The organism is Chryseobacterium shigense (genome assembly GCF_900156575.1).
Lineage (GTDB): Bacteria > Bacteroidota > Bacteroidia > Flavobacteriales > Weeksellaceae > Chryseobacterium > Chryseobacterium shigense.
On record NZ_FTNY01000002.1, the window covers coordinates 126,241 to 151,737 of the forward strand.

Annotated in this window: 27 protein-coding genes; 13 read left to right on the top strand and 14 right to left on the bottom strand. The window is 37.9% G+C overall.

The window, feature by feature from the left end; translation table 11 throughout:
* Positions 1 to 20: 20 nt before the first annotated feature.
* From BW964_RS06020 to BW964_RS06035, 4 genes are all read right to left on the bottom strand, one after another.
* Positions 21 to 1,133, bottom strand: coding sequence for an HlyD family secretion protein (locus tag BW964_RS06020; RefSeq protein ID WP_076505671.1), 1,113 nt, complete (start codon positions 1,131 to 1,133; stop codon positions 21 to 23).
* A 23-nt stretch (positions 1,134 to 1,156) separates the two neighbouring features.
* Complete coding sequence (locus BW964_RS06025) at positions 1,157 to 2,467, bottom strand: TolC family protein (RefSeq protein ID WP_076505673.1); 1,311 nt, start codon at positions 2,465 to 2,467, stop codon at positions 1,157 to 1,159.
* Between the two features lie 89 nt (positions 2,468 to 2,556).
* On the bottom strand, positions 2,557 to 3,402 hold the full coding sequence (locus BW964_RS06030; RefSeq protein WP_076505674.1) for a helix-turn-helix domain-containing protein: 846 nt from the start codon (positions 3,400 to 3,402) through the stop codon (positions 2,557 to 2,559).
* Between the two features lie 39 nt (positions 3,403 to 3,441).
* Positions 3,442 to 4,509 carry a DUF2891 domain-containing protein gene (locus BW964_RS06035; protein ID WP_076505676.1) on the bottom strand — a complete coding sequence of 356 codons (1,068 nt, stop codon included), beginning with the start codon at positions 4,507 to 4,509 and terminating at the stop codon, positions 3,442 to 3,444.
* Between the two features lie 161 nt (positions 4,510 to 4,670).
* Here BW964_RS06035 and BW964_RS06040 point away from each other — a divergent pair, with 161 nt between their 5' ends.
* Complete coding sequence (locus BW964_RS06040) at positions 4,671 to 5,591, top strand: DUF4349 domain-containing protein (RefSeq protein ID WP_076505678.1); 921 nt, start codon at positions 4,671 to 4,673, stop codon at positions 5,589 to 5,591.
* A 64-nt stretch (positions 5,592 to 5,655) separates the two neighbouring features.
* Here BW964_RS06040 and BW964_RS06045 read toward each other — a convergent pair whose 3' ends face one another.
* The 4 genes from BW964_RS06045 to dnaA form a co-directional block, all read right to left on the bottom strand.
* Positions 5,656 to 6,033 (bottom strand): hypothetical protein, encoded by a 378-nt coding sequence (locus BW964_RS06045; RefSeq protein WP_076505679.1) that lies wholly within the window; start codon positions 6,031 to 6,033, stop codon positions 5,656 to 5,658.
* A gap of 125 nt (positions 6,034 to 6,158) precedes the next feature.
* Entirely contained in the window at positions 6,159 to 6,857 is a 699-nt protein-coding gene (locus BW964_RS06050) for an SAM-dependent methyltransferase (RefSeq protein WP_076506678.1), read from the bottom strand.
* A 157-nt stretch (positions 6,858 to 7,014) separates the two neighbouring features.
* On the bottom strand, positions 7,015 to 7,467 hold the full coding sequence (locus BW964_RS06055) for a low molecular weight protein-tyrosine-phosphatase (RefSeq protein WP_076505681.1): 453 nt from the start codon (positions 7,465 to 7,467) through the stop codon (positions 7,015 to 7,017).
* 133 nt (positions 7,468 to 7,600) lie between these two features.
* The gene (gene dnaA, locus BW964_RS06060) at positions 7,601 to 9,055 is read right to left on the bottom strand and encodes a chromosomal replication initiator protein DnaA (RefSeq protein ID WP_073334943.1); all 1,455 of its coding nucleotides are present in this window, start codon (positions 9,053 to 9,055) and stop codon (positions 7,601 to 7,603) included.
* 136 nt (positions 9,056 to 9,191) lie between these two features.
* Between dnaA and BW964_RS06065 the strand changes: the two genes are divergently transcribed.
* The 5 genes from BW964_RS06065 to BW964_RS06085 all read left to right on the top strand — a co-directional run bounded on the left by BW964_RS06065 (position 9,192) and on the right by BW964_RS06085 (position 14,625).
* Positions 9,192 to 9,626 carry an acyl-CoA thioesterase gene (locus BW964_RS06065; protein ID WP_076505682.1) on the top strand — a complete coding sequence of 145 codons (435 nt, stop codon included), beginning with the start codon at positions 9,192 to 9,194 and terminating at the stop codon, positions 9,624 to 9,626.
* Positions 9,627 to 9,753: 127 nt separating this feature from the next.
* Entirely contained in the window at positions 9,754 to 10,602 is an 849-nt protein-coding gene (gene pheA, locus BW964_RS06070) for a prephenate dehydratase (RefSeq protein WP_076505684.1), read from the top strand.
* Positions 10,603 to 10,982: 380 nt separating this feature from the next.
* Positions 10,983 to 11,705, top strand: coding sequence for a hypothetical protein (locus BW964_RS06075; RefSeq protein ID WP_076505686.1), 723 nt, complete (start codon positions 10,983 to 10,985; stop codon positions 11,703 to 11,705).
* Positions 11,706 to 11,818: 113 nt separating this feature from the next.
* Entirely contained in the window at positions 11,819 to 14,026 is a 2,208-nt protein-coding gene (locus BW964_RS06080) for a DUF2339 domain-containing protein (RefSeq protein ID WP_076505687.1), read from the top strand.
* 158 nt (positions 14,027 to 14,184) lie between these two features.
* Positions 14,185 to 14,625 carry a hypothetical protein gene (locus BW964_RS06085; protein ID WP_076505689.1) on the top strand — a complete coding sequence of 147 codons (441 nt, stop codon included), beginning with the start codon at positions 14,185 to 14,187 and terminating at the stop codon, positions 14,623 to 14,625.
* A gap of 57 nt (positions 14,626 to 14,682) precedes the next feature.
* Here the strand turns inward: BW964_RS06085 and BW964_RS06090 are convergent, their stop codons facing one another.
* Complete coding sequence (locus tag BW964_RS06090) at positions 14,683 to 15,960, bottom strand: replication-associated recombination protein A (RefSeq protein WP_076505691.1); 1,278 nt, start codon at positions 15,958 to 15,960, stop codon at positions 14,683 to 14,685.
* A gap of 102 nt (positions 15,961 to 16,062) precedes the next feature.
* Here BW964_RS06090 and yidD point away from each other — a divergent pair, with 102 nt between their 5' ends.
* Complete coding sequence (gene yidD / locus BW964_RS06095) at positions 16,063 to 16,314, top strand: membrane protein insertion efficiency factor YidD (RefSeq protein WP_076506679.1); 252 nt, start codon at positions 16,063 to 16,065, stop codon at positions 16,312 to 16,314.
* Positions 16,315 to 16,731: 417 nt separating this feature from the next.
* Positions 16,732 to 17,604 (top strand): prolipoprotein diacylglyceryl transferase, encoded by an 873-nt coding sequence (gene lgt / locus BW964_RS06100; RefSeq protein ID WP_394333898.1) that lies wholly within the window; start codon positions 16,732 to 16,734, stop codon positions 17,602 to 17,604.
* 97 nt (positions 17,605 to 17,701) lie between these two features.
* Here the strand turns inward: lgt and BW964_RS06105 are convergent, their stop codons facing one another.
* On the bottom strand, positions 17,702 to 19,219 hold the full coding sequence (locus tag BW964_RS06105; RefSeq protein WP_076505693.1) for a bifunctional ADP-dependent NAD(P)H-hydrate dehydratase/NAD(P)H-hydrate epimerase: 1,518 nt from the start codon (positions 19,217 to 19,219) through the stop codon (positions 17,702 to 17,704).
* A 245-nt stretch (positions 19,220 to 19,464) separates the two neighbouring features.
* Between BW964_RS06105 and mscL the strand changes: the two genes are divergently transcribed.
* A complete protein-coding gene (mscL, locus tag BW964_RS06110; RefSeq protein ID WP_034726301.1) occupies positions 19,465 to 19,845 on the top strand; it encodes a large conductance mechanosensitive channel protein MscL in 381 nt (126 codons plus the stop codon).
* A 52-nt stretch (positions 19,846 to 19,897) separates the two neighbouring features.
* Here the strand turns inward: mscL and BW964_RS06115 are convergent, their stop codons facing one another.
* The 3 genes from BW964_RS06115 to BW964_RS06125 all read right to left on the bottom strand — a co-directional run bounded on the left by BW964_RS06115 (position 19,898) and on the right by BW964_RS06125 (position 21,991).
* A complete protein-coding gene (locus tag BW964_RS06115) occupies positions 19,898 to 20,857 on the bottom strand; it encodes a D-2-hydroxyacid dehydrogenase (RefSeq protein WP_076505695.1) in 960 nt (319 codons plus the stop codon).
* 100 nt (positions 20,858 to 20,957) lie between these two features.
* Positions 20,958 to 21,362, bottom strand: coding sequence for an LNS2 domain-containing protein (locus BW964_RS06120; RefSeq protein WP_073335081.1), 405 nt, complete (start codon positions 21,360 to 21,362; stop codon positions 20,958 to 20,960).
* A gap of 212 nt (positions 21,363 to 21,574) precedes the next feature.
* Positions 21,575 to 21,991: a carboxymuconolactone decarboxylase family protein gene (locus BW964_RS06125; RefSeq protein ID WP_076505697.1), complete on the bottom strand. Its 417-nt coding sequence runs from the start codon at positions 21,989 to 21,991 to the stop codon at positions 21,575 to 21,577.
* Between the two features lie 112 nt (positions 21,992 to 22,103).
* On the opposite strand from BW964_RS06125, the gene BW964_RS06130 reads away from it, so the two are divergent.
* The 4 genes from BW964_RS06130 to gcvT all read left to right on the top strand — a co-directional run bounded on the left by BW964_RS06130 (position 22,104) and on the right by gcvT (position 25,243).
* Positions 22,104 to 22,967 carry an AraC family transcriptional regulator gene (locus BW964_RS06130; protein WP_076505699.1) on the top strand — a complete coding sequence of 288 codons (864 nt, stop codon included), beginning with the start codon at positions 22,104 to 22,106 and terminating at the stop codon, positions 22,965 to 22,967.
* A gap of 207 nt (positions 22,968 to 23,174) precedes the next feature.
* Complete coding sequence (gene idi / locus BW964_RS06135; RefSeq protein WP_076505701.1) at positions 23,175 to 23,687, top strand: isopentenyl-diphosphate Delta-isomerase; 513 nt, start codon at positions 23,175 to 23,177, stop codon at positions 23,685 to 23,687.
* A complete protein-coding gene (locus BW964_RS06140; protein WP_228431986.1) occupies positions 23,687 to 24,157 on the top strand; it encodes a hypothetical protein in 471 nt (156 codons plus the stop codon). The genes idi and BW964_RS06140 overlap by 1 nt, the downstream gene beginning before the upstream one ends.
* Positions 24,158 to 24,166: 9 nt before the next feature.
* Entirely contained in the window at positions 24,167 to 25,243 is a 1,077-nt protein-coding gene (gcvT, locus tag BW964_RS06145) for a glycine cleavage system aminomethyltransferase GcvT (RefSeq protein WP_076505705.1), read from the top strand.
* Between the two features lie 60 nt (positions 25,244 to 25,303).
* Here gcvT and BW964_RS06150 read toward each other — a convergent pair whose 3' ends face one another.
* The gene (locus BW964_RS06150; protein ID WP_076505706.1) at positions 25,304 to 25,492 is read right to left on the bottom strand and encodes a hypothetical protein; all 189 of its coding nucleotides are present in this window, start codon (positions 25,490 to 25,492) and stop codon (positions 25,304 to 25,306) included.
* Positions 25,493 to 25,497 lie beyond the last annotated feature (5 nt).

Consider the following 25,497-nt stretch of genomic DNA (forward strand, 5'->3'; position numbering starts at 1 on the left):
AAATCTGATGTCTTTTAGTCTTAGTTAATATTCACATTCATATTCATTCCCGCACTTAGTTTTTCCAGGTCTTCTTTTTTATTGGAAGCCGTGAATTCTATTCTTACTGGAATTCTTTGCTGTACTTTAATAAAGTTACCTGTAGAGTTATCCGTAGGAACACTTGAATATCTTGATCCTGTAGCTGCAGAAACAGCAGTAACCACCCCTTCAAATTTCTTTCCTCCCAACGCATCAGCGCTCATTGTCATCTTTTCACCAATTTTCACATGAGGCATCTGGCTTTCCAGGAAATTAGCGGTCACCCACTTCTGACCGTTCAGAACGATGGTTGCCACCTGTTGACCCGGCTGAATCAATTGTCCTTCAGAAATGGTTCTACGTCCCATTATTCCGTCATAGGGTGCTGTGATCACGGTGTAAGAAAGGTTAATCCTGGCCATATCCAGGGCTGATTTTGTTCTTTTTATTTCTGCATCATTGATTCCTAATTTACTTTTCACCTCAGTAGTAGAAAGGTTGGCAGACTGTTTCTGATTGACTAAGGTCTCATATGAAGCTTTCTGTGCGTCATATTCTGTTTTGATCTGGTCATATTGCTGTCTGGTGACTGCTTCTGCGGCCAGAAGGTTTTTATATCGGTTTAAATTCTGCTCAGCATTCCATAGTCTTGCTTTTGCTCCTGCGATATTGGATTCCATCACGCTCACGTTGTTGGAAACGGTATTTACAGATGAGCTTGTGGCCGATCTTTGTGCCATTGCATTCTGATAAGCAGCTTCCGCCTGACCCAGCTGGGTTAATATTTCATTTTGATCTAAAATCACAAGGGTATCTCCTTTTTTAACCTTTTGATGCTCAATGAATTTTATATCTTTAATATAAGCCGAAACCCTTGTATTGATCGGGTTGATGAACTCCTCTACCTGAGCTGCTTCCGTGTAGGTCTTATCTCCGATGTGAAAATATTCGCGTACCAGCCAGAAAAGACCAAATCCTATGACCAGAAATACGACCGTATTGGAAATGATGGCTCGGATTTTATTTTTTTTATTCTGTTTCTTTTTAACAGCTGCTCCTGAATGCGCGGGAGCGGCCTGGTTATTTTGAGTGGTTTGTTCCTTGTTTTCCATTGTCTTGATTTTCAGTTTTAAAATTAAAGCGTTCCTGCAGCCTTCAGCAGGTTGTAATATTGATACAATACATTGATCTCAGCGTTAGCAAAATCCAACTCTGATTGTAGTTTCTGGTTTTGTGCATCAATCATTTCAGCCTGTACCGCTAATTGATTCAGATATTTGGCTTCCGTGATTTTGTAGTTCTCTTCTGCCAGTCTTTTTGAATCATTCAGAATGTCTGCCTGCTGGATAGACTCCTGATATTTTACATACGCTGCATTTACTGCCATATCTACATTCTGCTGAACCAGAGTCACGGCATCACCTGCCTGTGTTTTCTGTAATTCACCAAGCTTTACCTTTTCTTTTGTCTTGTATAAATTATCAATACTGTAGCTCAATGAAATACCAGCCTGCCATCCTCCCGAATACATATCCAGAACAGGATTTCTTGTCATGACCGGACGTTGTAAAGTATATCCTCCAAATCCGGACAACGTTGGCATCTGATCTGTTTTGATGATTTCAATATTTTTATCGGCAACATCTATGTTTTTCTTAGCAGATTTTAGTTGAGGATTACTGTCGTGAGCAAGCTCTATATAATAATCCATGCCAATAACCGATTCTTTATCCGTTAAACTTTCAACAGGAACAATCTCTGTTTCAGAAGGCAGTCCTAAAGCAATGTTTAAATTATAATTAAGAATTTTTTTATTATTCGTCAGGGTCAGAATTCCCTGATCCAGATTTTTAATCGCCAGCTCTCCACGGATCACCTCATTACGGGTAACCATTCCTTGCTGATAGAACTTTTGAATATTTTTCAGACGTTCCTGCGCCAGCTTTTTATTATTCTGGAAAACAGTTTCCTGATTGCCCATTTTATAGACATCCAGATAATTGGAGATCACAAGAAATTTTACATCAAGCTTGTTTTTTTCTAAATCCAATTCCGAAAGCTGCTCGCGAAGACCCGCCATTTCAATGGATTTGTTCACCAGACCTCCTTTGAAGATCAGTTGCGTGGCCTGTACAGCATAGGAGCTTCCGTAGTGAGGCATCGGAATATTGGTTGAGTTCGAAAAATCGTTGTCGATTGCTACAGCGTCACCCAAATAGAACTGACTGGTAGAAGCTGTAATATTAGGAAGCTTCTGAAGTTTGGCAATAGTTGTACTTTGTTTTGCAATGTCAATATTCTGAGCAGTCACTTTTAACTGCTGGTGGTTTTTCACCGCCATATCGGCGGCCTCACCTGCAGTCATCTGTTTGATCTGTTGAGAAAAAAACAGCGCAGGGAATAGAGCTATCACGAGTGATAGTGCTGTTTTTACATTATTTGTCATTTTACCTTGTTTTACAAAGGCAAAGTTACGGCAGCAACGAATTCAATCAAATGTTTGAATTTTGGAAAAAGATGTTCAAATGTAAGATTTTAATTTTCAAACTGATGCCTGTACTGTCTGGGGCTTACTTCAAGATGCTTTTTAAAAAAGTGGGAAAACGCATATTGATCACTGAAACCAAGGATTGACGAAATCTCCGAAACCGGTTTATTAGAGGAGTTCAAAAGTACCTTTGCCTCGTTCATCACGATGAGGGCGATGATCTGACTGGCAGACTTTCCGGTAATGGATTTTACGACTGAGGAAAGATGTCTTGTTGTAATCGACTGCCGTTCGGCATAAAACTCAACGGTTCTCTCTGTGAGATGATGCTCTGCCAGATCTGTAAGGAATACAAATACGATCTCTTCCTGCCTGGACATCTGATTCATAGAATTATTATCTTCCTTGGAGATGATTCCTGCCATCTGATAGCAGAAAACAGAAAAAAGATGTTCTATCATTTCCTTTTTATACAGCATCTCGGTCTCGGAATCCAGAATATATTTTAGAAAATTAACGCTCTTCCATACGACTTCCATTTCGCTTTCGGGAAAAGGAACCCCTTTGTTCATCTGCTGACGAAAATACCTATAGGTAATTAATCTATTGAATTTTAGTGATAATGCAGAAATAAAATCTCTTTTGTAAGAGACCATTCTGGACTGAAAATCGGGGCTTACGGAAACCATTTCATAAATCGTTTGCGGATCGGTGACCATAAACATATTGGCGGAAAGCTCCAGATCTCTGAAGTGCTGACGGAGCTTTATGGTTCCTGATTTAATAAAAATAAAAGCAGGATTTTCCGGACGAAAAGGTTTATCCGCAGAAATTCTCTCGAAAATATTATGCTGGGTAAAAATTTCGACACCAAATTTTTCTAAGGCTGACATAACACAAATGTAACCAATATTATCTGTGCTTACAACCTTTTAATCTTCCAGTGAATAAACGGCAAAACTCGCCAGCCAGTGATCTCCGCCATAATTTCCCTGAAATAATAAAGGAAGCCCGTTGGCTAAAAATACATCAGCCGTTTTCTTAAAATCCTTTTTCAAAGGATGTCCGTCCGGAAGCGCTTTTGAGATTCCTTTCATGCACCATGCCTTGGAAAAAGAGAGGCCTACAAGATGAATGGTTTGATAATCACTAAGGTCACTTACAACCGGTATTTTTTCAATATTCTCTAAGCTTCTTTTCTCATAAAAGGTATTCAGCCACTGGACAAATTCTTTCTGGGGCAGTACCCGTCTCATGAGGTCTGCAATTTCCAGACTTGGCGAGAAAAAATCTGATCCGTCCGGCTCCAGGTAAGCTGGTGTTTTCTGATCTTTTCCATAAAAATATTTCGCTTTTTCTTTAAGCTGATTCTCGAATTCCTCATCATGATTGGCTTTAGCCCAATCGATCGCAAATGCCAAACCAAAGGCTGTATTGGGATGCACTCCCGTTCTGTTGGGATAGGTTTGCTTTGGAAGATAAGCTTTCCATGATTGTAAGATCTTATCTGTTAAAGGTTTTAGATTCTGGTGCCAGATCCTAGCTTTAGGATGATCCCATGTGGTCAGCTCTTCGTCAAGTTTAAGCAACCACGCCCAGCCATAGGTTCTTTCAAAGGTAGTCGTTAATTGATATTTTGTGAAATAGTCGGCTTCAACCTGTAGATTTTCTTTGTTTAACGAATGATCAAGAATTTTTTCAAGGTCTTTTGCGTTCACTAAATCAGGCTTTGTCTTCAGCAGTCTCACCAGCATCCAGTGTCCATGCACCGAACTATGCCAGTCGAAGCAGCCATAGAAGCTTGGGTGAAGGTCTTTTGGGGTCAAAGTAACCTCGCCAGCGTTGTTAATGATATGTGCGGTTTTGTTTGGATATTCCTGATTGATGCAATGAAGCGGTTTTTCCAATAATTTAAGAGCCATTTCATCGGTCAGTTTCGGAACTTCCTGAGCTAACATCAACAATGGAGAAAATGCGAATACTAAAAGACTTTTTTTCATTCTTTAAAAATAGAAAATAATTTAGATTTCAGATTATTTTCAGATTATTTTCAAATGGATTTAAAATAATTAAATCTCAATCATTTCGATAAAATGATATTAATTTTGAATAAAAAAAAGCCTTAAGCATAATTTTTGATAAGGTTCATTAAAAAATATTCATGAGAAAATTATTTTTACCGTTATGTTTACTCGTTTTGATAAGCGGGTGCAAGAAATCTGAACTGGACGTTGCCAATTCCTCTCCTGCAGTATCAGCTGATAAAGCAGCAGCTGTCGCTGAATATGAAGTGGAGGCTCCCCCAGCGCCAAATGAAGTTCATCAGGTCGCACCGCCAAATTCGATTTCTGAAAAATTGCTACCCGACGAAAATAAATCAGCACAATCTTCCGTAGCCTCCAAAAAACTGGATACTATTGCCAAAAAGGTCATTAAAAACGGGAATATGAGAATTCAGGTGGTAGAGATCAAAAAAGCCCAGAATCAGGTGGCAGATATTCTCAGGAAAAATGAAGCCTATATTCAGAATGAGCAATTTCAAAATACGGATATGGAAGAGAATCTGGATCTGGTGATCCGCGTCCCTCATAAGAATTTTGATGCACTGATCAATTCATTTTCTGAAGGAGTGGGATCTGTTTTGTCGAAGAACATTTCCTCTGATGACGTTACCGAAGAATATACTAATGTTTCTATAAAGCTAGCCAATAAAAAGATCTATCTGGAGAAGTACCGGGATATGCTGAGGAGTGCGAGTACTACAAAGGATATGATTCAGATTCAGGAAACCATCCGGGAATTGGAAGATGAAATTGATGTGGCAGAAGGCAGGCTCCGCTTCATCGATGACCGTGTGAATTACAGTACACTCAACCTGAGTTTATATAAAGAAAAAGTGAGAAGTTCTGCCACCTCAAAGATGGGTTTCGGAAGTCGTCTGGCAGACTCTGTAACGGAGGGATGGAACAGTTTTATGAGTTTCCTTTTGGGAATCATCTCTCTATGGCCGTTCCTTCTTATTATTCCTGTTATCATTTTCCTATGGAGACAATGGAAATCAGGGAGAAGCCAAAAAAACTGATCTTTTATAAATGTAAAAATCCGGATATCAATGATACCCGGATTTTTACTGCATTATCTATAATTTAAGCATTGAAATATTCTTTGACGGTTTCGAGCACCTGCTCGTCCGACATCTTTTGTGCGGTATCTAACGTGATGGTTAGATTTTTAAACTGAGCCGTATCATGAAGATATTTTTTCAACTCTTCCTGAATTGTTCCAGGTCCTGTAATATAGACTTCCTGAGAATTTGTCAGAAGGTGTTCTATTTCTTTAAAGAATTTTACCTTATTGGTCCGTTCCGCATTATTGGCAGCATTTTCACTTGAATTTCCATGCTGTATTTCTGCTTTCACAGGACTGCAAAGAAAAAATTTAAAAGCATTCTGCGCATCATGATTTTTCACAACCACTGCTTTTTCCGTATCGATCCAAAGTCCTGCTAATTTCTTGTCTGACATAATTTATTTTTTTGGTGTTATAAACCATGTAGATCAATAATGGTGCAAAGGGGATGTTAAGGGCTGTTAAATGTTTAAAGGAGTTGGAAATCTTTTTTTTGAATCAGATGACTATTCTGTTCTGTCTATTTTCCAAGTACAAATACAGCAGGAATTTTATGAAGTTCCGGTTTTGCTTTTTTCCAGTCATTGATGGTTTTTGTCTGGATCAATTCATGTTCAGGGTCGTTGATGTTGGCTGCAATGCAAAGCTTTGTATTTGGAGATAAAAACTTCGTCAGGTCTTCAAAAAGAGGATTATTTCTGTACGGGGTTTCCATAAAGATCTGAGAATACCCGGTTTGCTGTACCATACTTTCCAGACGCTGAATCTGTTTTTTCCGCTCTCCTTTATCTATTGGAAGGTACCCATGGAATGTAAATTCCTGTCCATTGAATCCACTGGAGATGAGAGCCAGAATAATAGACGAAGGACCTGAAACAGGAATTACCCTGATGTTTTTTTCGTGACACCATTTCACGATCAGGTTTCCGGGATCTGCAATGCATGGAAGACCGGCTTCAGAAAGCAATCCGAAATCCTGTCCTTTTAACATCAGACTCTGAGCTTCTTTGATGTCCGCATTTTCCGTGTATTTGTCCAGTAAAAACAGTTTCAGATCAGATTGTTTCTTTTCGGGAGCAAAGAATTTAACGACCTTTCTGGCCGTCTTTTCATTTTCTACAAAGAAGTAATCCGTCTGCATAATGTACTCTTTCAAAACAGGTGAAAAATGAGTGATAGACGTATTTTCGGATAAATAAGCTGGGAGTAAAAAAAGCATTTTATTGTTTTTTAGTTCTTTCTTGTAAAGAGGGTTGTTTGAAATGATGGGTGAATTCAATGGAAAATGTGATGGCTGAAATTTTCCATTCGTGGTTTATTTTGACAAAGGTAAGAATTTCTTTTTCCGTGTAAAAATACCGCTTACCTGAGCCTATTTATTTAATCAAGATTTGTTTCTTAATAGCTTCACAACCTCTGTCTAACAGCTGAAAAACCTCTTCAAAATCTTTCATCTCTCCCCAATAGGGATCCGGAACTTCTGTATTTTCAACATCCCCGGCAGCCTCCATAAACAAAGATACTTTACGCCGCTGTTCTTCATTTCCGGCTTTAGAAATCACATCTTTGTACACACTAAGATCCATACAATAGATTTTATCAAAGGTTTCAAAATCAGCTTTGGTAATCTGCCTTGATGTCTGATCAGAAATATCAATATGATGATGGGCCGCTGTTTTTATGGATCTTTTGTCCGGATGTTTACCTTCATGCATGGAAATAGTTCCTGCTGAGTCTACCAAAAAAAATTCGGGGAGTTTTGTCTTCATAATTCCTTCTGCTAAAGGACTTCTGCAAATATTCCCGAGACAGACCATCAATATTTTCATTGTATTTTTTAATTGAAAGGTTAAATGACTTAATTAGTAAAAGATTTTGGCAACTTTCATGAGTAACAAAACTAAATAAAAAATGAAGAATAAAACTATTCTTCATTTCAAATCTGTTCAGATTAATTATTTTCTATTTTTTGATTCTTTCCGCAAGATCTTTAACGTACTTCTTGACTTCTTTATCAATTTTCGAGACATCCTTAATGGTGTCACAAGCGTACATTACCGTTGAGTGGTCTTTTCCGCCCATTTCCTCGCCGATCTTGGTGAAGGTGGCATTCGTTAGCTCTTTTGAAAAATACATCGCCAATTGTCTTGGGAGAGCAATTTCTCTTTTTCTTGTTTTAGAAAGAAGCTGTTCTTTTTTGATTCCGAAATAATCGCACACCACTTCCTGAATGTAAGGAATATTGATGACTTTCTTCTGGTTGGCTGCAATCTTATTGATGGTATCTTTCAGTAGCTCAAGGCTTAAGTCTGTTTTATAAACGGTAGAATAAGCAATTACAGAGTTGATCACTCCAATAAGCTCTCTTACGTTGGTTTTAGCTTCAGCAGCCAGGAAATCCAGCATATCGCCAGGAAGAACGATTCCGTCTCTGCTAAGTTTATCTACGATGATCTGTCTTCTTGTAGAAAGATCCGGAGATTTGATCTCAGCAGAAAGCCCCCATTTGAAACGGGAAACAATCCTTTCCTGAATATCCATGATATCTGCAGGCGCCTTATCTGATGTCAGGATGATCTGTTTTCCATTCTGGTGAAGATGATCAAAGATATGGAAGAAACTATCCTGTGTAGCCGATTTACCTGATAAGAACTGAATATCATCGATAATCAGAACATCTACCATTTGGTAAAAGTTGGCAAACTCTGTTTGTTTGTGTGCTTTCGCAGCAGAAATAAACTGCTGGATAAATTTTTCAGAAGACAGATAAAGAACAACTTTATCCGGAAACTGACTTTTCACTTCAAGCCCTACCGCCTGTCCCAGGTGAGTCTTTCCAACGCCGTATCCTCCGTGAAGGAATAATGGATTGAAAGCCGTTGCTCCTGGTCTTTTAGCTATGGATCTCGCTACAGTAGCCGCGAATTTATTGCTTTCGCCCTCGATATAATTATCAAAAGAATAATCAGACTTCAGGTTGGAATCTATATTTACTTTTCTTATTCCCGGAACTACAAAAGGGTTGACGATATTGGCAGAGAATCCCTGCGGCATTGTTTCCTGCATTTTTGGTGTAGGAACGCTCTTCCCCTTCATATTCATTGTCACTGGCTTTTCCTCTCCGGTAGGCCTGTTTTCCATTACTGAGTACCATAATTTCACTCCTTTTCCAAGATTTTTCTTCAGGGCAGCAGAAAGCAGGGACAGGTAATTATCCTCAATATATTCCTTGTAAAAATCGCTCGGCACTATAAGCGTAAGGTTATTGGCAACCAATGAAAGCGGCTGCACCTTATCGAATAGCATGTCGAAGGATTTTTCAAGCTTCTTAAGATCAGAATTGTCCTCAGCTGCGTTCAAATTATCCCGCATGAACTGAAGGCACTTCTGCCATATCATCATTAAATTTTCATCCATATTTATGCCCCGATTAAATCTTTGTTAGTACTTTTTGTAGAAGGAATACAAAGGTCCAATTTTTTCTTTTCAAAAAAAAATATTGCAGGTATTGATTATTTAAAAATATATTTGTATGCATAAATACAGACTAAAAATGATACACACAACTCACTCATTAAGAGTACGTTACGGCGAAACAGACCCCATGAAATATGTGTACTATGGGAACTATGCAGAGTACTTGGAAATTGGCAGAGTAGAACTCTTCAGAAACATAGGAATGTCATACGATGAAATTGAAAACCAAGGAATTTGGCTTCCGGTTTCGGAATATAAAATTAAGTACATCCGCCCGGCCTTATATGACCAAAAATTAGAAATTCACACCTATGTAAAAAAAATTCCCGGGGTAAGAATTGAATTTGAATATGAAATTTTCAATGAAGAAGGAGTCAAGATTACAGAAGCGGCTACTACCCTATTCTTTCTGGATGCAAAAACCAATAAAATCATCAAATGTCCTGACTTCCTGATGAAACTGATTGAAGACCACTGGAACAATGAAGGGGTTTTAAAGAACAAACTCTAAATAATAAGGCGAAAGACAATCTGTAAAAGGCAGGAATTAAATAATTAAACATGTTGGTTTTTAAACTAATTTGCATCTTTGCACTTCAAATAATTCCAAACATTATCTACACTTATATATAAAACCTATGAAGATCGCATTTTTAGGGCCCCATGCAAGCTTCACCCAGCTGGCAGCCACGCAACTTTTCCCCGGGGAGGAACTTGTACCGCAGGCTAATATTTTAGACTGCTTCAATGCTGTTGATACCGGAGAAGCTGAAAAAGCAGTCGTTCCTTTAGAAAACTCTATCGAAGGAACAGTTTCTATGACCTTAGATTATTTATACAAAACACCTTCCATCAAAATAGAAGCAGAGGGAGTAATGCCTATTGCCCACCACCTGATGATTCACCCGGAGAATGACATTAAGGACATAGAAAAAATATATTCGCATCCACAGGCTTTAGCACAAAGCTTCCATTTTCTGGATACAACGTATAAAGAAGTGGGGAGACAGGATTTCTCATCTACGGCGGCAGCGGCAAAATATGTTTCTGAAAATAAGGATCTGAAAATTGCAGCGGTTGCCAATCAGTTTGCGGCCAATTTATACGGACTCAAGATCGTCAACAGAAATATCCAGGATTTTGAACAAAACCACACCCGCTTTATAGTCATCTCTAAAAATCAAACCCCTTTCCATCATGACCACCTTAAAATTTTAGGAGAGAAGTCCGGTATTATCATTAATCTTCCGGAAGATCATGCCGGAGGCCTTCATCAGGTTCTTTCTGTTTTTGCATGGCGAAAAATGAACCTCAGCAAAATTGAATCCAGAACACTGAAAACAGGCCTTGGAAATTATTTCTTTTTTATCAATGTCGTAGGAAAATGGGAAGAAATCCTTCACGGCAATGCCATTTTGGAACTTCAATCGATGAATGCGGAAGTAGATTTCCTTGGAAACTATAAAGAATTCCTTCTTGAAAGTTAAAAAAACACCCATCTCAATACCATGACACTGCCCTGAAAAGGCAGTGTTTTTTTTTGAAGGAACCCTCATAAAACATTCCTTTTTATAGGATATCAGAGCATAATCATCTCATAATATGTCACCTTTATGATAGTTCATAGGGTAATTTTTGCATATTAATTATTCATAAAATTGGGAGATATTAAAATAAATTAATTACTTTTACTTGTACTATTAAATTACATAATAGAAAGACATAACCGTATTACGAAATAATATATAATAAAAAATAAACATACGTTTAAATTATTCACAACATTAACAGTAAATGATTAAAAGAACCATAAAGCAGGCATGATTTTTGCATTATAAATCCCGAAAACTAATTAAAAAACTTACCCATGAAAACTAAAATCTACAGCTTAATTCTAGCTTTATCAGCAGTTAGCGCATTTTCACAAGTTGGGATCAACACCTCAACACCATCTGCTACATTAGATGTGAATGGAACTTTAAAGATCCGTGATACTCCGATGACCACCGCCTTACCAGGATATACAATCATGGCAGTAAATGACGGCACATTTCAAGTTGCCAAAGTAGACCCACAGGTAATTATTGATGCTGCTACCGCTGCATCAGGCACCAATACTTCGGTTTATGCTGCCAAGAAAACAACAGGAATCAGTCTTTTGAGTTTAGGCCTTTTCCCTACAGGCTTCAGAGCGGTCAACTTTTTAGCTGCCGAGAGATCAGTGGGATCTGCTGCATTATTTTCCGATACCGACAATACATTTACGATACCTTCCAACGGAGTTTACCAGGTAGGGTTTTCTTTCCGTTACGGATCAGGTCTTCAGGCTGCCATCCTGACCAATACACCGGGAATCGGAATTCTGAGAACCAGAGCGGGGGTGGCAACTCTTATTGACAACCGCGTATTCAGTGGTCTGACTGTTCCGCTTGTATTAAGTTTAACGATTTCAGAAAGCACCCTTGCTTCTTTGTACACATTCCAGGCTGGAGACAAAATCTCGTTTGGACTTACAGGATCTTCAGCTCTTGACGTAGGATTATTAGGAGCCAGTATCGGGTCTTTCTATATTTACAAAGTATCCAACTAACACATACAATTAATCACTCTACACGATTAATCCATCACAGAATATGTGGTGGATTAATTTTTTGTAGTACGGGTGTTACAAACATTTATTTTATATTTGATGAAAACTAGAGAATGAGTGAAATTCTATTGGTCATATTTATCATAGCGATCATCTTTTTTATCTTCAATAATCTCAATAGCAAGATCAAAAGACTGGAGAAGGAAGTGTCTGATCTTACGTTCAAAATAAATCAGCCCCAGCAAGACAGAGAAATCCAAGTTCCGCAGCATAGTCAGGAACAGGCTGAGGAAATCCAAACGGGTCAAGAAATACAACATCAAGAAGTTCATGAGGAAATCAAGCCTTCATCTCCTCAAAAAGATCGGCTTGAACCTGTATTTGAGTTTTTGAAGCAAAATATTCTTACGATCATTGGTATTTTTACGCTTGTTCTCGGAATAGGCTATTTTGTCAAGTACGCTATCGATAAAAACTGGATAGGAGAAACCTCCAGAGCCGGCATTGGTTTTGTTGCCGGAGCGGGAATTATGATGCTGGGACATTTTCTACGGAAAAACTATGCGGTTTTTGCGTCTATCATTACGGGGGGCGGAATTTCAGTTTTATATTTCACTACTACAATCGGATTTCAGGAATACCATTTATTTACCCAGAATACAGCTTTTGTCATTACGACTTTGATCACTATTGTTTCTATCGCGCTTGCGCATTACTACAAAAGTGAGATTCTAATTATTTTTGCCATGATTGGAGGGTTCCTTGCTCCCTTGATGATCAGTACGGGACAAAGTAACTTTCTTTTCCTGTTCACTTACCTGACGCTGTTAAATATGGGTATGCTTGCCACTTCCTTCCTGAAGCACTGGAAAAGTGTGGGATGGACCGCTTATCTTTTCACAAGTATTTATCTTTTCTACTGGACTTCTGAAAAGCCGGAATTGCTGAGCATCATCTTTTATATCATCAGTTATGTGATTTTTTACATTTTCGCGCTTCAGGATTATATCAAAAGGAACACTCTTTCAACTTCGGATACTTTAATGCTTGTTTTAATTAATTTTTCAAGTATTATCGGGCTCATTTATACTTTTAAGACCTTAAGTTACGAACCAGTTATTGTCTTCCCGCTTGTTTTTGCAGCAGGTAACGGTTTACTTTTGTTAAGGGAATATGGGAAGAAAAGTTTTGGTTTCAGTTATTCTATTTTTGCAGCATTGACCATCAGCCTCGTGACTATTGCGGTAGCGCTTCAATTCAAAACCCATCTCATCACGAGCGTTTGGGCTGTGGAAGCATCACTTCTTCTTTATCTATGGAAAAAAAGCGGTCACACCATTTTCAAAACCTGTTTTTACGTTTTGTTTCCGCTGGTTATTATGGCACAAATGATGACCTGGACAGAATACTTTAATAAAGAGAATATGGGTATTATTTTTAATCCTGTCTTTTTAACAAGCCTTGTGACTGTTTCTACTACTATTTTTAATCTTTTTTCATTAAAAAAAATCAATGAAACTGATAATAAGCAGGATCGTTTCTTCGAAAACGTTTTTGCTATCGTGAGTTACAGTGTTATATATATTGCGCTACTGCTGGAAATCACCTATCATATGTCGGATATGCCTTGGTCAGCCATCATGAGCATTGGCCTTCTGTTTAGCATCTGTTATACATTTACATTAATCTTGCTGAGGAAAAAACTGGCTATCGATAGAACGATCCAAACCGGTCTTATTTATCTGTTTCTTATCCTGATTGCTTGCAATGCTTCATTTGCTGCATCAGAGGTTGTAACAGCGGTTTTACAGAAACAACTCACTTCCGGTTTTTACATGATCCACCTGCTGCAGTGGATTCCTTTTGCCTATATTTTATGGAACACGGGTGCTATCAGGGATTTTTACAAAACAAATACCTCTTACTGGGTGATTTCTCTGGCACTCATTATCGGAGTAAGCTGCGGATTCTATAACACCTACATCGTAAGTTCAGTACAAGATATTTCCCATCTATATAAAATAAAAGAACACTTTACCATTCTTTATCTTCCTATTATATGGACTGTTTTGGCAAGCCTTTTTATTTATGTAAGTTTAAAAAGGAACATTCCAGAGTACAGCAGAATAGGTTTTGCCCTGATCGGGCTGATGGTGCTTAAACTTTACAGCTATGATGTGTGGCAGATGGATAACATTTCAAGAATCACTGCATTTATTATTCTTGGGGTGATTTTATTACTCAGCTCATTCACATTCCAGAGGCTGAAGAATATTATTAAAAATATGGTTGACAAAAAGGAAGAAGAAAAGGAAAACTAAGGAAGCATGATTCCGTAGAAAGCCCTCTTATTATAAAATTAAAAAACTTCAACAAAACCTTTTATTTCTAAGCAATATTTAAAATATCATAAAAATTCATTCACATTTTATAAAAATTAATTATATTTATCCAGTTTTTAACAGTTACATATTCGGTTATGAAAAAAATACTCTATTCTTTTTTAATATTATCCTCTGCAGTATTGTCTGCCCAGAAGAATCCTTCTGTAAAGTTTGCTGTGGCCAATGATATTGTCGGCACGGTAGGCATGTTCAATGCAAGAAAAGCTATTGTTCAAAGTTCAAACACTTATAAAAGTGCTGCAGGACTGCCTCAAGGTTTAAAAAAATATGGTTTTATTGCTGAAAAAGGCCTTACGGAATTTAAAATCAAAAGCGGTTACGAAGGTTTGGATAGAATATCTCTTGCCCAGCTGAACGCACAATATGGGCTTCCTGAAAACACTCCTGTAATTATTGAAGGCTACGAGTTTCCAGACACTGATATGAAAATCTACGGGGATATGATGGGTAACGTTGAAGTGAAGGATTATAACGGAAAAAAAACCGTATTCCTGAGTTCAAGCAACCTAAAATAACTTGCATACATCATTACATTATAATAAAAGGATACTTTAAAAAGTATCCTTTTCTATTTAATATCTGTTATTCCATTTTTTCTTAAGCTCTTCGTAAATTTTTTTTTCCGTAGCATTATGGCCAGGTTGATAAAGTTTCGCATGCTTAATTTCTTCAGGAAGAAAATCCTGATCTACAAAGTTTCCTTCGTATGAATGCGCATATTTATACTCTTTACCATAATCAAGATCTTTCATCAGTTTGGTAGGTGCATTTCTTAAATGCAATGGTACGGGAAGGTTTCCGGTCTGCTTTACAAGAGCCAGTGCGTCATTAATTGCCATATAGGTTGAATTGCTCTTAGGCGAAACCGCCAGATAAACTGCAGTTTCACTTAAAATAATTCTTGATTCCGGATTACCAATCACATTGATGGCCTGAAAACAGTTATTGGCGATCACCAAAGCATTAGGATTGGCAAGGCCTATATCTTCTGCCGCCAAAATAAGCATTCTCCGGGCAATGAACTTGATGTCCTCCCCTCCTGCAATCATCCTTGCCAGCCAGTAAACCGCACCATTCGGATCGCCGCCCCGCATAGATTTGATGAAGGCAGAAATAATATCGTAATGCTGCTCACCATTCTTATCATAAAGCGCCATTGTTTCCTGCAAAATATCAAGAACGTCTGCGTTGCTGATCTCTTCCTTGTTCGAATTCATGTACTGGTTAAGCACCAATTCAACGGAATTGATCAGCTTTCTTGCATCTCCTCCTGAATATTGGATCAACGCTTCCTTTTCTGCAATTTTAAAATGAGTTCCTTCGTCTTTATTGTATCGCTGGAAAGCAATATCAATCAATTCTTCAAGCTTTTCATAGCTGAGTGCTTTCAAGATATACACCTGACTTCGGGATAAAAGAGCAGATACCACCTCAAAACTCGGGTTTTCTGTGGTAGCTCCTATTAAAACGATCCAGCCCTTCTCAACCGCATGAAGCAATGAATCTTGCTGGGATTTATTGAAGCGGTGAATTTCGTCAATAAATAAAATGGGAGATTTGCCGGAAAATAAATTCTGTTTTTTAGCATCCTCGATGACATCACGCACATCTTTAACGCCTGACGAAACTGCTGAGAGCTTATAAAACTTCCGGCCGGATTTTTCAGAAATAATTTCTGCCAACGTTGTTTTTCCTGTCCCCGGAGGTCCCCAAAGGATCAGTGAGTTCAGTGCATTATTTTCGATCATCTTCCTGATCGTTCCTTTTTCGCCGGTAAGATGTTCCTGCCCAAGAACTTCATCCAGGGTTTTGGGTCTTAATTTTTCGGCTAACGGCGTATTTTGGCTCAAGATAATTTATTTTTTTTTGATAAACGGATTCAGGTTTTGGCTCCTGAAACTTCTAACAAAATTAAACTAATTTTAATTTTTTTACCCTATTTTTGCATTGTTTTGAAACTTACATTCAATAAAATCATTAGTTTTCCTTTGGTAATTTTAATAAAATTCTACCAGTGGTTTATTTCGCCCCTACTTCCTAAAAACTGCCGTTACGAACCCACCTGCTCTCATTATATGGTGGAAGCACTTCAGGTGCATGGTATTTTCAAAGGATTGTGGATGGGAATGAAAAGAATTTCAAAATGCCATCCTTGGGGAGGCAGCGGCTATGATCCTGTTCCACCCAAAAAATCAAACCAGTAATAAACTATTAAATCAATAGAAATGAGCAACTTATTTTTCAGAATTTATCTCGTCGTATTTGCATTGATTACGCAGTTTGCGTTGGCTCAGGAATACCCGGGAGATGTATCTGACGGAACTCTGAAGGTAAACGGAACCGGTATTCCGGTAAAGATTTATTCTACCACAGAGATCATTCCTCTTAGTGCTTTTCCGGAAAAGACAACAGACAGCAATGTACTGGTCATCCTGAATGACTCAAATCTTGAACCGGCCCACTTTGATTCAAGTGCTTTAATTATAGCAAAATACAAGACTTTCAGATATCAGTTTTTCGATAAAAACTTTAGGCTGATTGACAGCCCGGTAACGCAGGACAACATCACCGCTTTCAAATATGCTGTAAAGTCAGCCAAACCTATCACAGAATCTGACCATATAGCTCTAGAAACACCTTTCAAAATCTGGGATCCTTCAAAAGGGATCCAGCTAGGTCCGGTGACCCTGCATTTTTACAGCTTAATGTTTGTTTTCGCTTTTGGTTTTGGCTATGTTTTAATGTTAAGAATCTTCAAGATCGATAATGTAAACCAGAGATATCTGGAACCTCTCTTCACATGGACTCTGATCGGAACTATTTTAGGAGCCAGATTAGGGCATGTTATTTTCTATCAGCCGGAATTGTTTAAGGAAGATTTCTGGAGCGTCTTTTTACCGATAAGCACTAAAAACGGGTTGAAATTTACAGGATTCTCCGGGCTGGCCAGTCATGGAGCCACAATAGCACTTATTTTCACTACCTTATATTACTCGTTCAAGATCATTAAGAAAAATCCATTCTGGGTCTATGACAGAATCGGGATTGTGGTTGCTTTAGGCGGTGCATTTGTGAGAATTGGTAATTTTTTCAATTCAGAGATTGTAGGAAAAGCAGTGGATCCCAATTCTCCGTTTGCCATTCTTTTCCCACAGCAGAGCAGTGAATATGGGCCTACAGTTCCCCGCTATCCGGGTCAGCTTCTTGAGGCTGCGGGCTATTTTCTATTGTTCGTATTGTTATGGATATTATACAGAAAAACAAACAAAAAATATCAGCAGGGATGGCTGTTTGGATTATTCTTTATTATCCTTTGGGCAGTAAGGTTCTTTGTTGAATTCCTGAAAGAGCCTCAGGGCGATGAGTTTATCCGTATCGGAGGACTGAATACGGGCCAGGTACTTTCTATTCCGTTTATGATCGCAGGGGTGGTGATCATGATTATTTCTAAAAAATTCAAGATTACGCAGGCAGAAAACGAAAAACCTGAATAATAACAGATGATAAAATAAAAGGGCAAATTTGCAGTGAAGCGAATTTGCCCTTTTTATTTTTATGGATCGGACCGTTTAATCTATCTTTTTTATTTGATCATAATTTCATTCCGGTTCTCTTAGTCAATTCCTCGAAAACAGCTCCAAATTCATTGATGACATCCGTAGGAAGCATCGATTCTTTAGAGTATTTCTCAGCAGCTAAATCAGCTGCCCGGCCATGAAGCCAAACGCCTAAAACACAAGCTTCTTCCTGAGTATACCCCTGTGCCAGCAGTGAAGTCAGAATGCCGGTAAGAATATCTCCGCTCCCGCCTTTAGCAAGCCCTGCATTTCCGGTAATATTATAAAATACCTTTCCTTCCGGGGTAACCACCTGGGTGTGATGGTCTTTTAAAACGATATAGAGGTTACATTCTTTAGCTTTTTTAAGGGCAAGTGCCAATCTTTCAAAAGAATTTTCCGTACTTCCGAATAGCCTTTCAAATTCCTTGGGATGCGGCGTTATGACAGAGTGTTCAGGAATCAGCTCTATATTTTTTTTATCTTTTGAAAGAATATTCAATGCATCGGCATCTAAAATCAGAGGGTGAGTGTATTCTTTTAAGAAATCCAGCAGGCCGTTTTCTGTATCTTCATGAGTTCCCAAACCAGGTCCAATACCATATACTGTAGGGGCCTCCGTTTTGAAATTTTCTATAAATCTTGTTCCGCTTTCTATAAACATGGCTTCGGGACATGAGATCTGCAGAATTTCATATCCACAAGCTGGCGCCAGTGTAAAAGTAAGGCCTGCCCCCACTTTTAAGGCTGATTTTGTAGCCAATACGGCTGCTCCAATCTTGCCATAACTTCCTCCGGCAATGGTGGCTTTTCCGTAAGTCCCTTTATGCGAAAAATCTTTTCGAGGTTTAAAAATACCATCGATAAGCTTTTCGTCAATTGTAAAATATTCAGTGGTCTCCGATTCCAGGTACGCGGGATGCAATCCTATATCGAGAATAATTACAGTTCCTGCATACTGGCCTGTTTCCGGATGAAGAAAACTCTTTTTCCAGGATTGAAAACTTAGGGTGTAATGAGCTTGAAAAATAACCGGATGATCTTCAAATATATTGTCTGCCGGCAGACCTGAAGGAATATCGACCGCAATTTTAATACAATCCTGCTCATTCAAAAACTCTACCAATTCTCTGTGAATACCTTCTAAAGGACGTGACAGCCCGGTACCAAAGAGGGCATCAATTACAATGGTTTTGGCATCAAAATTATATAGTTCTGCTTCTTTGAATTCCCTTATAGAAATTCCAGAAAAATCTCTGAGTCTTTTTAAATTTACGGAAGCCTGATCTGAAAACTTGCCTCTGATGTTTTTTATAAAAATATCTACATCGAAACCTTTGGTATAAAGAATTCGCGCTACGGCAAGTCCATCACCGCCATTGTTTCCGGTACCACAGAATAGAGCAATTTTTTTATGGTTTTTACAATTTTCGGAAATCCAGCCTGCCAAAGTCTCGGAAGCCCTTTCCATAAGCTGTATGGAGGAAACAGGTTCATGCGAAATTGTAAAGCTGTCCCAGCGGCGTATTTGTTCTGCGGTAAATATTTTCATAAGATGGTGTGAAACTTTTAACCAAATTACGAAAGATTTCTTTGACGGTGTATTCTTAGTTACAGAAATGCACGTAAATTATTACTATGATAAATATTTAATTAAAAATATTAAGCCTCCTTAAAAAAACTATTAACTACAGTCTATAATTCAATAATTATGGAATAAAAAAACTCTAAAAAGTAACGTTTTTTACATTTTTTAATTATATTTTTGTGTGTATACTAATAAAAAAAATATAAATTATGGGATTTGTTAACGAATTTAAAGCCTTTGCTTTTAAGGGTAATGTACTTGATCTGGCTGTCGGTGTCATTATCGGAGGGGCTTTTGGAAAAATTGTTTCCTCTTTGGTAGAAGACGTCATCACGCCGCTTTTACTGAATCCTGCATTGAAGGCTGCGGGTGCAGAAAATATTTCAAAACTTTCCTGGAATGGGGTTACTTATGGTAATTTCCTTTCTGCTGTGATCAGCTTTTTGTGTATCGCTTTGGTATTGTTCTGGATCATTAAAGGAGCCAACAAAATCATTAAAAAAGATGAGGCTGCGCCAGCGGGACCTACTGCAGATCAACAGTTGCTGACTGAAATCAGAGATCTTCTAAAAAGCAAAAATAACATATAACACAAAAGCACCTCAAATTGAGGTGCTTCATTATTTTGATTCGTTTCAGCGATTACTGAATCTGTAAAATACTTGAAATCTGTTCTGCCAGAGAAAGTCCGATTCTGTCCTGAGCTTCTAAAGTAGATGCTCCTGTGTGAGGAGTCAGAGAGATCTTCGAATGGTTCAATATGGCTTTGGAAGGAGTAGGCTCATTGATGAAAACATCTAATCCTGCAAATTTCACTTTGCCTGAATCCAGGGCTTCTATCAAAGCTGACTCGTCAATAACGCCACCTCTTGAACAATTCACTACGGCAACACCGTCTTTCATAATGTCAAACTCATTTTTCCCGATCATATATCCATCTTTCTGAGCCGGAACGTGCAGGGTAATAAAATCTGAATGTTTCAATACTTCCTGAAGCGGTTCAGTTTCAATATCTACATTGATAAACTGGTTATTATAGAATTTCACTTTGATGCTTGCCTTTCCGACATTATTATCTGCTGCAACGACTCTCATTCCCAGTCCGAGAGCAATTCTGGCAACCTCCTGTCCTATTCTTCCCATTCCAACGATACCAATGGTTTTTCCTCTTAGTTCGATACCTGCAGTATAGGCTTTTTTAAGCCCTGCAAATTCTGTATCTCCTACCAACGGCATTTTTCTATTGGAATCCTGAAGAAATCTTGCTCCTGAAAATAAATGGGCAAAAACAAGTTCAGCAACTGATTCTGAAGAAGCAGAAGGGGTATTGATTACATGAATTCCTTTTTCTCTTGCATAGTCTACGTCAATATTATCCATTCCTACACCACCACGTCCAATAATCCCAAGCGAAGGGCATCCGTCTATAATATCTTTTCTTACCTGCGTGGCACTTCTCACCAACAGGGTGCGGATTTTATGTTCATTAATGTAATCTACCAAAAACTCCTGCGGAACTTTTGCAGTGATCACTTCAAACCCTTTCTCAGTCAGGGCATCAATTCCAGATTGATCCAGACCGTCATTTGCTAAAACTTTCATAAATACAATTGATATTAAAAAGTGAAAAGATTTAAAAATTAAATAATTTTCAGTGCGTACACTTTCCTTGTTTAATTTTTAAATCTTCGTATATGTTTTCTTAATCTTCTTTGAAAACTTCAATGGTTACCTGCTTTTCTACAAGGTCTGTAAATCTGCCTTTGTATCTTGTCGCTCTTACCAAGTGGTTGTCTATCCAGTGATAGTTACCTCCTCTAGGTTTTCCGCAGAGTACGCTGTGGTATTTGAAGCCGTGCTTGTCCAGCCAGTCGATGGTAATCTGTTTCAGGTTTTCTGTTCTTGATGTGAAAAAACAGATCTGATGCCCTTCGTCATACCATTTGTTGACTGTTTCAAGTGCATCCGGGTAAGGCTCACAGGTAACCATTCTTTCTGGTTCTTCGTTCGGAACGTCCTCTGTAATGGTACCGTCGATGTCTATTAAGTAATTTTTTACCCCGTCCTTAAGAATCGGACTTATATGCTCTTTATATTCTAACTCCATCATTAAAATTTGAATGGCAAAGTTACAATTTTTAGATTGAACCTCCATATCAAATTTAGTTTATATTAAAAATACGCTGTAAAAAATACTGTTTAGCGAATAAAATCAACAATATTTTGTCATTAATGCAGATCTGGTTAATTTTATTCCGTTTTAAATGCTCATTCTAATGTTATATGTTGAACAAAAAATGAAAGGTTTAAGGCGATGTTTTAAAATTGATCTCCCAAACTGATCCTTAAACGGTTCAAAGCATTCATTAAGGAGATACTGGAGGTAAGCTCCACGATTTCTTTTTCCGAAAATTCCTTTTTTAGTTCTTTAAGTACAAGTTCCATATCTGCAGTAAGACCTGTCACAGCATCTGCCCATCTTAATACCAAAACCTGCTGATGGTCAAATGACACAGAATGTTGATAACCAGGAATTTTATCAATTAAGGAGGTTTCTATTCCCATTTCTCTTAATTCATTAGCGTGAAAACTACAGCAATAGGAACATCCGTTTAACTGGGATATTCTTAATTCAGCCAATGCTATAAGTTTATTGTCTATTTCTGAATTTCTGATGCTGGCATGTGCCTGATACAAATACCCTACTGTCTTTTTTGAAATCTCCTGGTAATCCATTTCTTTTTTTTTGACAAAGGTAAAAGGAACAATGTCTTTAAAAGAGGATAAAAACGGGATCAGTAAGTAAAAATAAAAGATCTAATTTTGCAGGATCAAGCCTGACAAAAGCATGGATCATATACAAGAGCTTATTGAGATAGAAATCACGGAACTCTCCGAATGGCAAGACCGATTTCGTAAAAACAGTTTTTTCGAGCTGGTATTTATCCTGCAGGGAAAAGGAATTCAAAGTATAGAGTACCGAACCCAGGCTTATGGAAAAAATGATTTCTTCCTTTTGCCGTATTCCAAATGTCATGCGTATGAAATTTCAGAACCCACTACCTTTCTTTTTGTAAGATTCACAGAACATTATTTCAAAAATCTTAAAAATACGTCGATAGATTATTTACAATGGTATAGTAAACTTAATTATATTATTGGTTTTTATGATTTCAACGCAGGCCTCTACTTCAGTGACGAAAAAGATAAAAACCTTGTCAAAAAGTTATTCGAAATCATCCTTATTGAGAAAGAACAGAGATCAGCTTATTCTGAAACTATCATAGCCAATACAGTCGCATCCATATTGACGATAATAAGTTCAAAATTAATTGCACCACATGAGGTATGCAAGAAGAGTGACGATAAAATAGAAGACATCATTCAACATATTAATCAGAATATTATTGATGAGAACAAATTATCTGTTGCCTACCTCTCAGAGAAATTCAACATTTCCAAAAAATATTTCAGTGAATACTTTAAAAGAAATACCGAGGAGCCATTAAAAGAATATATTCAGAAAACAAAGCTTCAGATCGCAGTCAACCGGATAAAATATACGAAATCATCTTTTCAGGAAATTGCCTGGAGTCTAGGTTTTACGGACAGCAGCCATTTAAACAAATCTCTGAAAAAATATTTTGGGGTAACTTCATCTGCCGTAAGAAAGGAAAAAGTTTCAGTGATGCAAATAAGTAAGGAAGTGTAAGACCGGAAAAAGTAAGCTGCGGAGCCCCTAAAGATCAACTTCGTACGATTTTATTGGTTTTTAATCAAATATCATAGTCCAATACTATACCTACAAGTTTTTTTTCTGCTATCAACGACTGTATTTGTTTTTGTACCTTGATCCTATAACCTATGATGTTTATCTAAAAATTTTCAAAATACATTTATTAGGCTTACATTTGTAGAAATGGAAGAATTTGTAGTTTTAGTAAATCCTGAAGATGACGTTTTGGGCCTTATGGAAAAGCAGCAGGCTCATATCAACGGTCTTCTGCACCGTGCATTTTCCGTATTTTTGTTCAATAGCAAAGGTGAGATGCTTCTTCAGAAAAGAGCAGCAGGAAAATACCATTCTCCCAATCAATGGACCAATGCCGTATGTTCTCACCCAAAAGAAGGTGAAACTTATCTTGAAGGTGCTCAACGCAGGCTTCATGAAGAACTTGGAATTCAATCTGAACTTTCGGAAAAATTCAGTTTTATCTATAAAGCAGATGTAGGAGGCGGTCTTTGGGAGCACGAACTCGACCACGTATTTGTAGGACACCATGAAGCTGATTTCAATCTGAATAAGGAAGAAGTGGAAGAAGTAAGATTCATTTCCATGAAGGATCTTGATCAGGAAATGGCTGAAAATCCGGGAAATTTTACGGAGTGGTTCAAAATTATCCTTGAAGAATATAAACACCATTTTAATTGATGAAAAAAATACTGCTTGGAGCCGCTTTTTTATCGGCAAGTTTATTTTTTGCCCAAAAAGCAAAAGTATATGACAGTCCCGGCTACTCTATCGAAGTGCCGGAAGGCTGGAGATCTACCAACGACAGTGAGATTGTCAATATTTTCCCTGCTAACGAGATCGGAGCCATTACCATTTCAGAATATCATGGTCTGGACCTTCCGAAAGCAGACATGAAAAAATTCATCCTTGCTCTTTACCAGTCTCAGGAACCTGAGAATAAAATAAAGGAGAGCAAAGGTAAAAAAGGCTACACAGAATATTTCTACGAGTATTTTGATGAAAAAGAAAAACTGTTCTGGATCACCAGAGCATTTCAGAGAGATAAAGATCTGTATCTTGTCTCCATCAACTGTGGCCAAAAGTTCTGGAACGGAAATTATATGAACCTATTTAACGAAACTTTCAACAGCTTTAAAATAAAGAAATAAAAATTAAATATGAAGAAAACAGCCTTATACGATAAACACGTTTCTTTGGGCGCTAAAATCGTACCTTTTGCAGGTTTTGAAATGCCTGTACAGTATTCTGGTGTAACGGAAGAGCATTTTGCAGTAAGAGAGAAAGCAGGATTGTTTGATGTGTCACACATGGGACAGTTTTTTATTGAAGGACCGGGATCTAAAGAGCTTTTACAGTTTGTTACAACAAACAATGTAGATGCTCTGGAAAACGGAAAAGCTCAATATTCTTGCCTTCCTAATGAGAACGGGGGAATCGTGGATGATCTTATTGTCTACAAAATGGAAGATGATAAATATTTCGTTGTGGTGAATGCATCCAATATCGAAAAAGACTGGAATCATATTTCAAAATATAACACTTTCGGAGCTCAAATGACGAATGCGTCTGATGAGATGTCATTATTGGCAATTCAGGGACCTAAGGCTACGGAGATTCTTCAAAAGCTGACAGAAACCAACCTTTCTGAGATTCCTTACTATCATTTTGCAGTGGGAAGTGTTGCAGGCGTAAGCAACATCATCATTTCAAACACAGGCTACACCGGAAGCGGTGGTTTCGAAATCTACTTCAACAATGAAAATGCTGAACAGCTTTGGGATGCGATCATCAATGCGGGTGAAGCAGAGGGAATTGTTCCTGCCGGGCTTGCTGCAAGAGATACTTTAAGACTGGAAAAAGGATTCTGTCTCTACGGAAACGATATTGATGATACAACGTCTCCTATTGAAGCTGGATTGGGATGGATCACGAAATTTGATAAAGATTTTGTTTCTAAAGAGATATTCGCGAAGCAAAAAGAGGAAGGCATCACAAGAAAGCTGGTAGGTTTTGAACTTCAGGATAAAGGAGTGCCAAGACATGATTATCCGGTAGTGGATGCAGAAGGAAATGTGATTGGAAAAGTAACTTCAGGAACACAGTCTCCAATGAAAAAGATCGGTCTAGGTCTGGCTTATGTAGACCAACCTCACTTCAAACTGGGCTCTGAAATCTTTATTCAGGTAAGAAACAAGAACATTCCTGCAAAAGTAGTGAAAGCTCCTTTCGTATAATCGTTCAAAAAGATATTCAAATACAATAGGCTGTAATTTTTTACAGCCTATTTTTTGTGGTTAGTAACATATACAGCAGATCGTTCTGTCCGGATTGCAGGCATCTCCTATTCCCGGTCTGTTAGAAATAACTCCACCGCCGGGCCCGCAAAGCGTTAAGCAATTCACAACCGGAATTTTAACTCCTCCGCTAATTTCTTTTAATGCTGATCTGCTAAGATTCTTTGTTTTTAAAAAGTCTTTTTTCATGATAT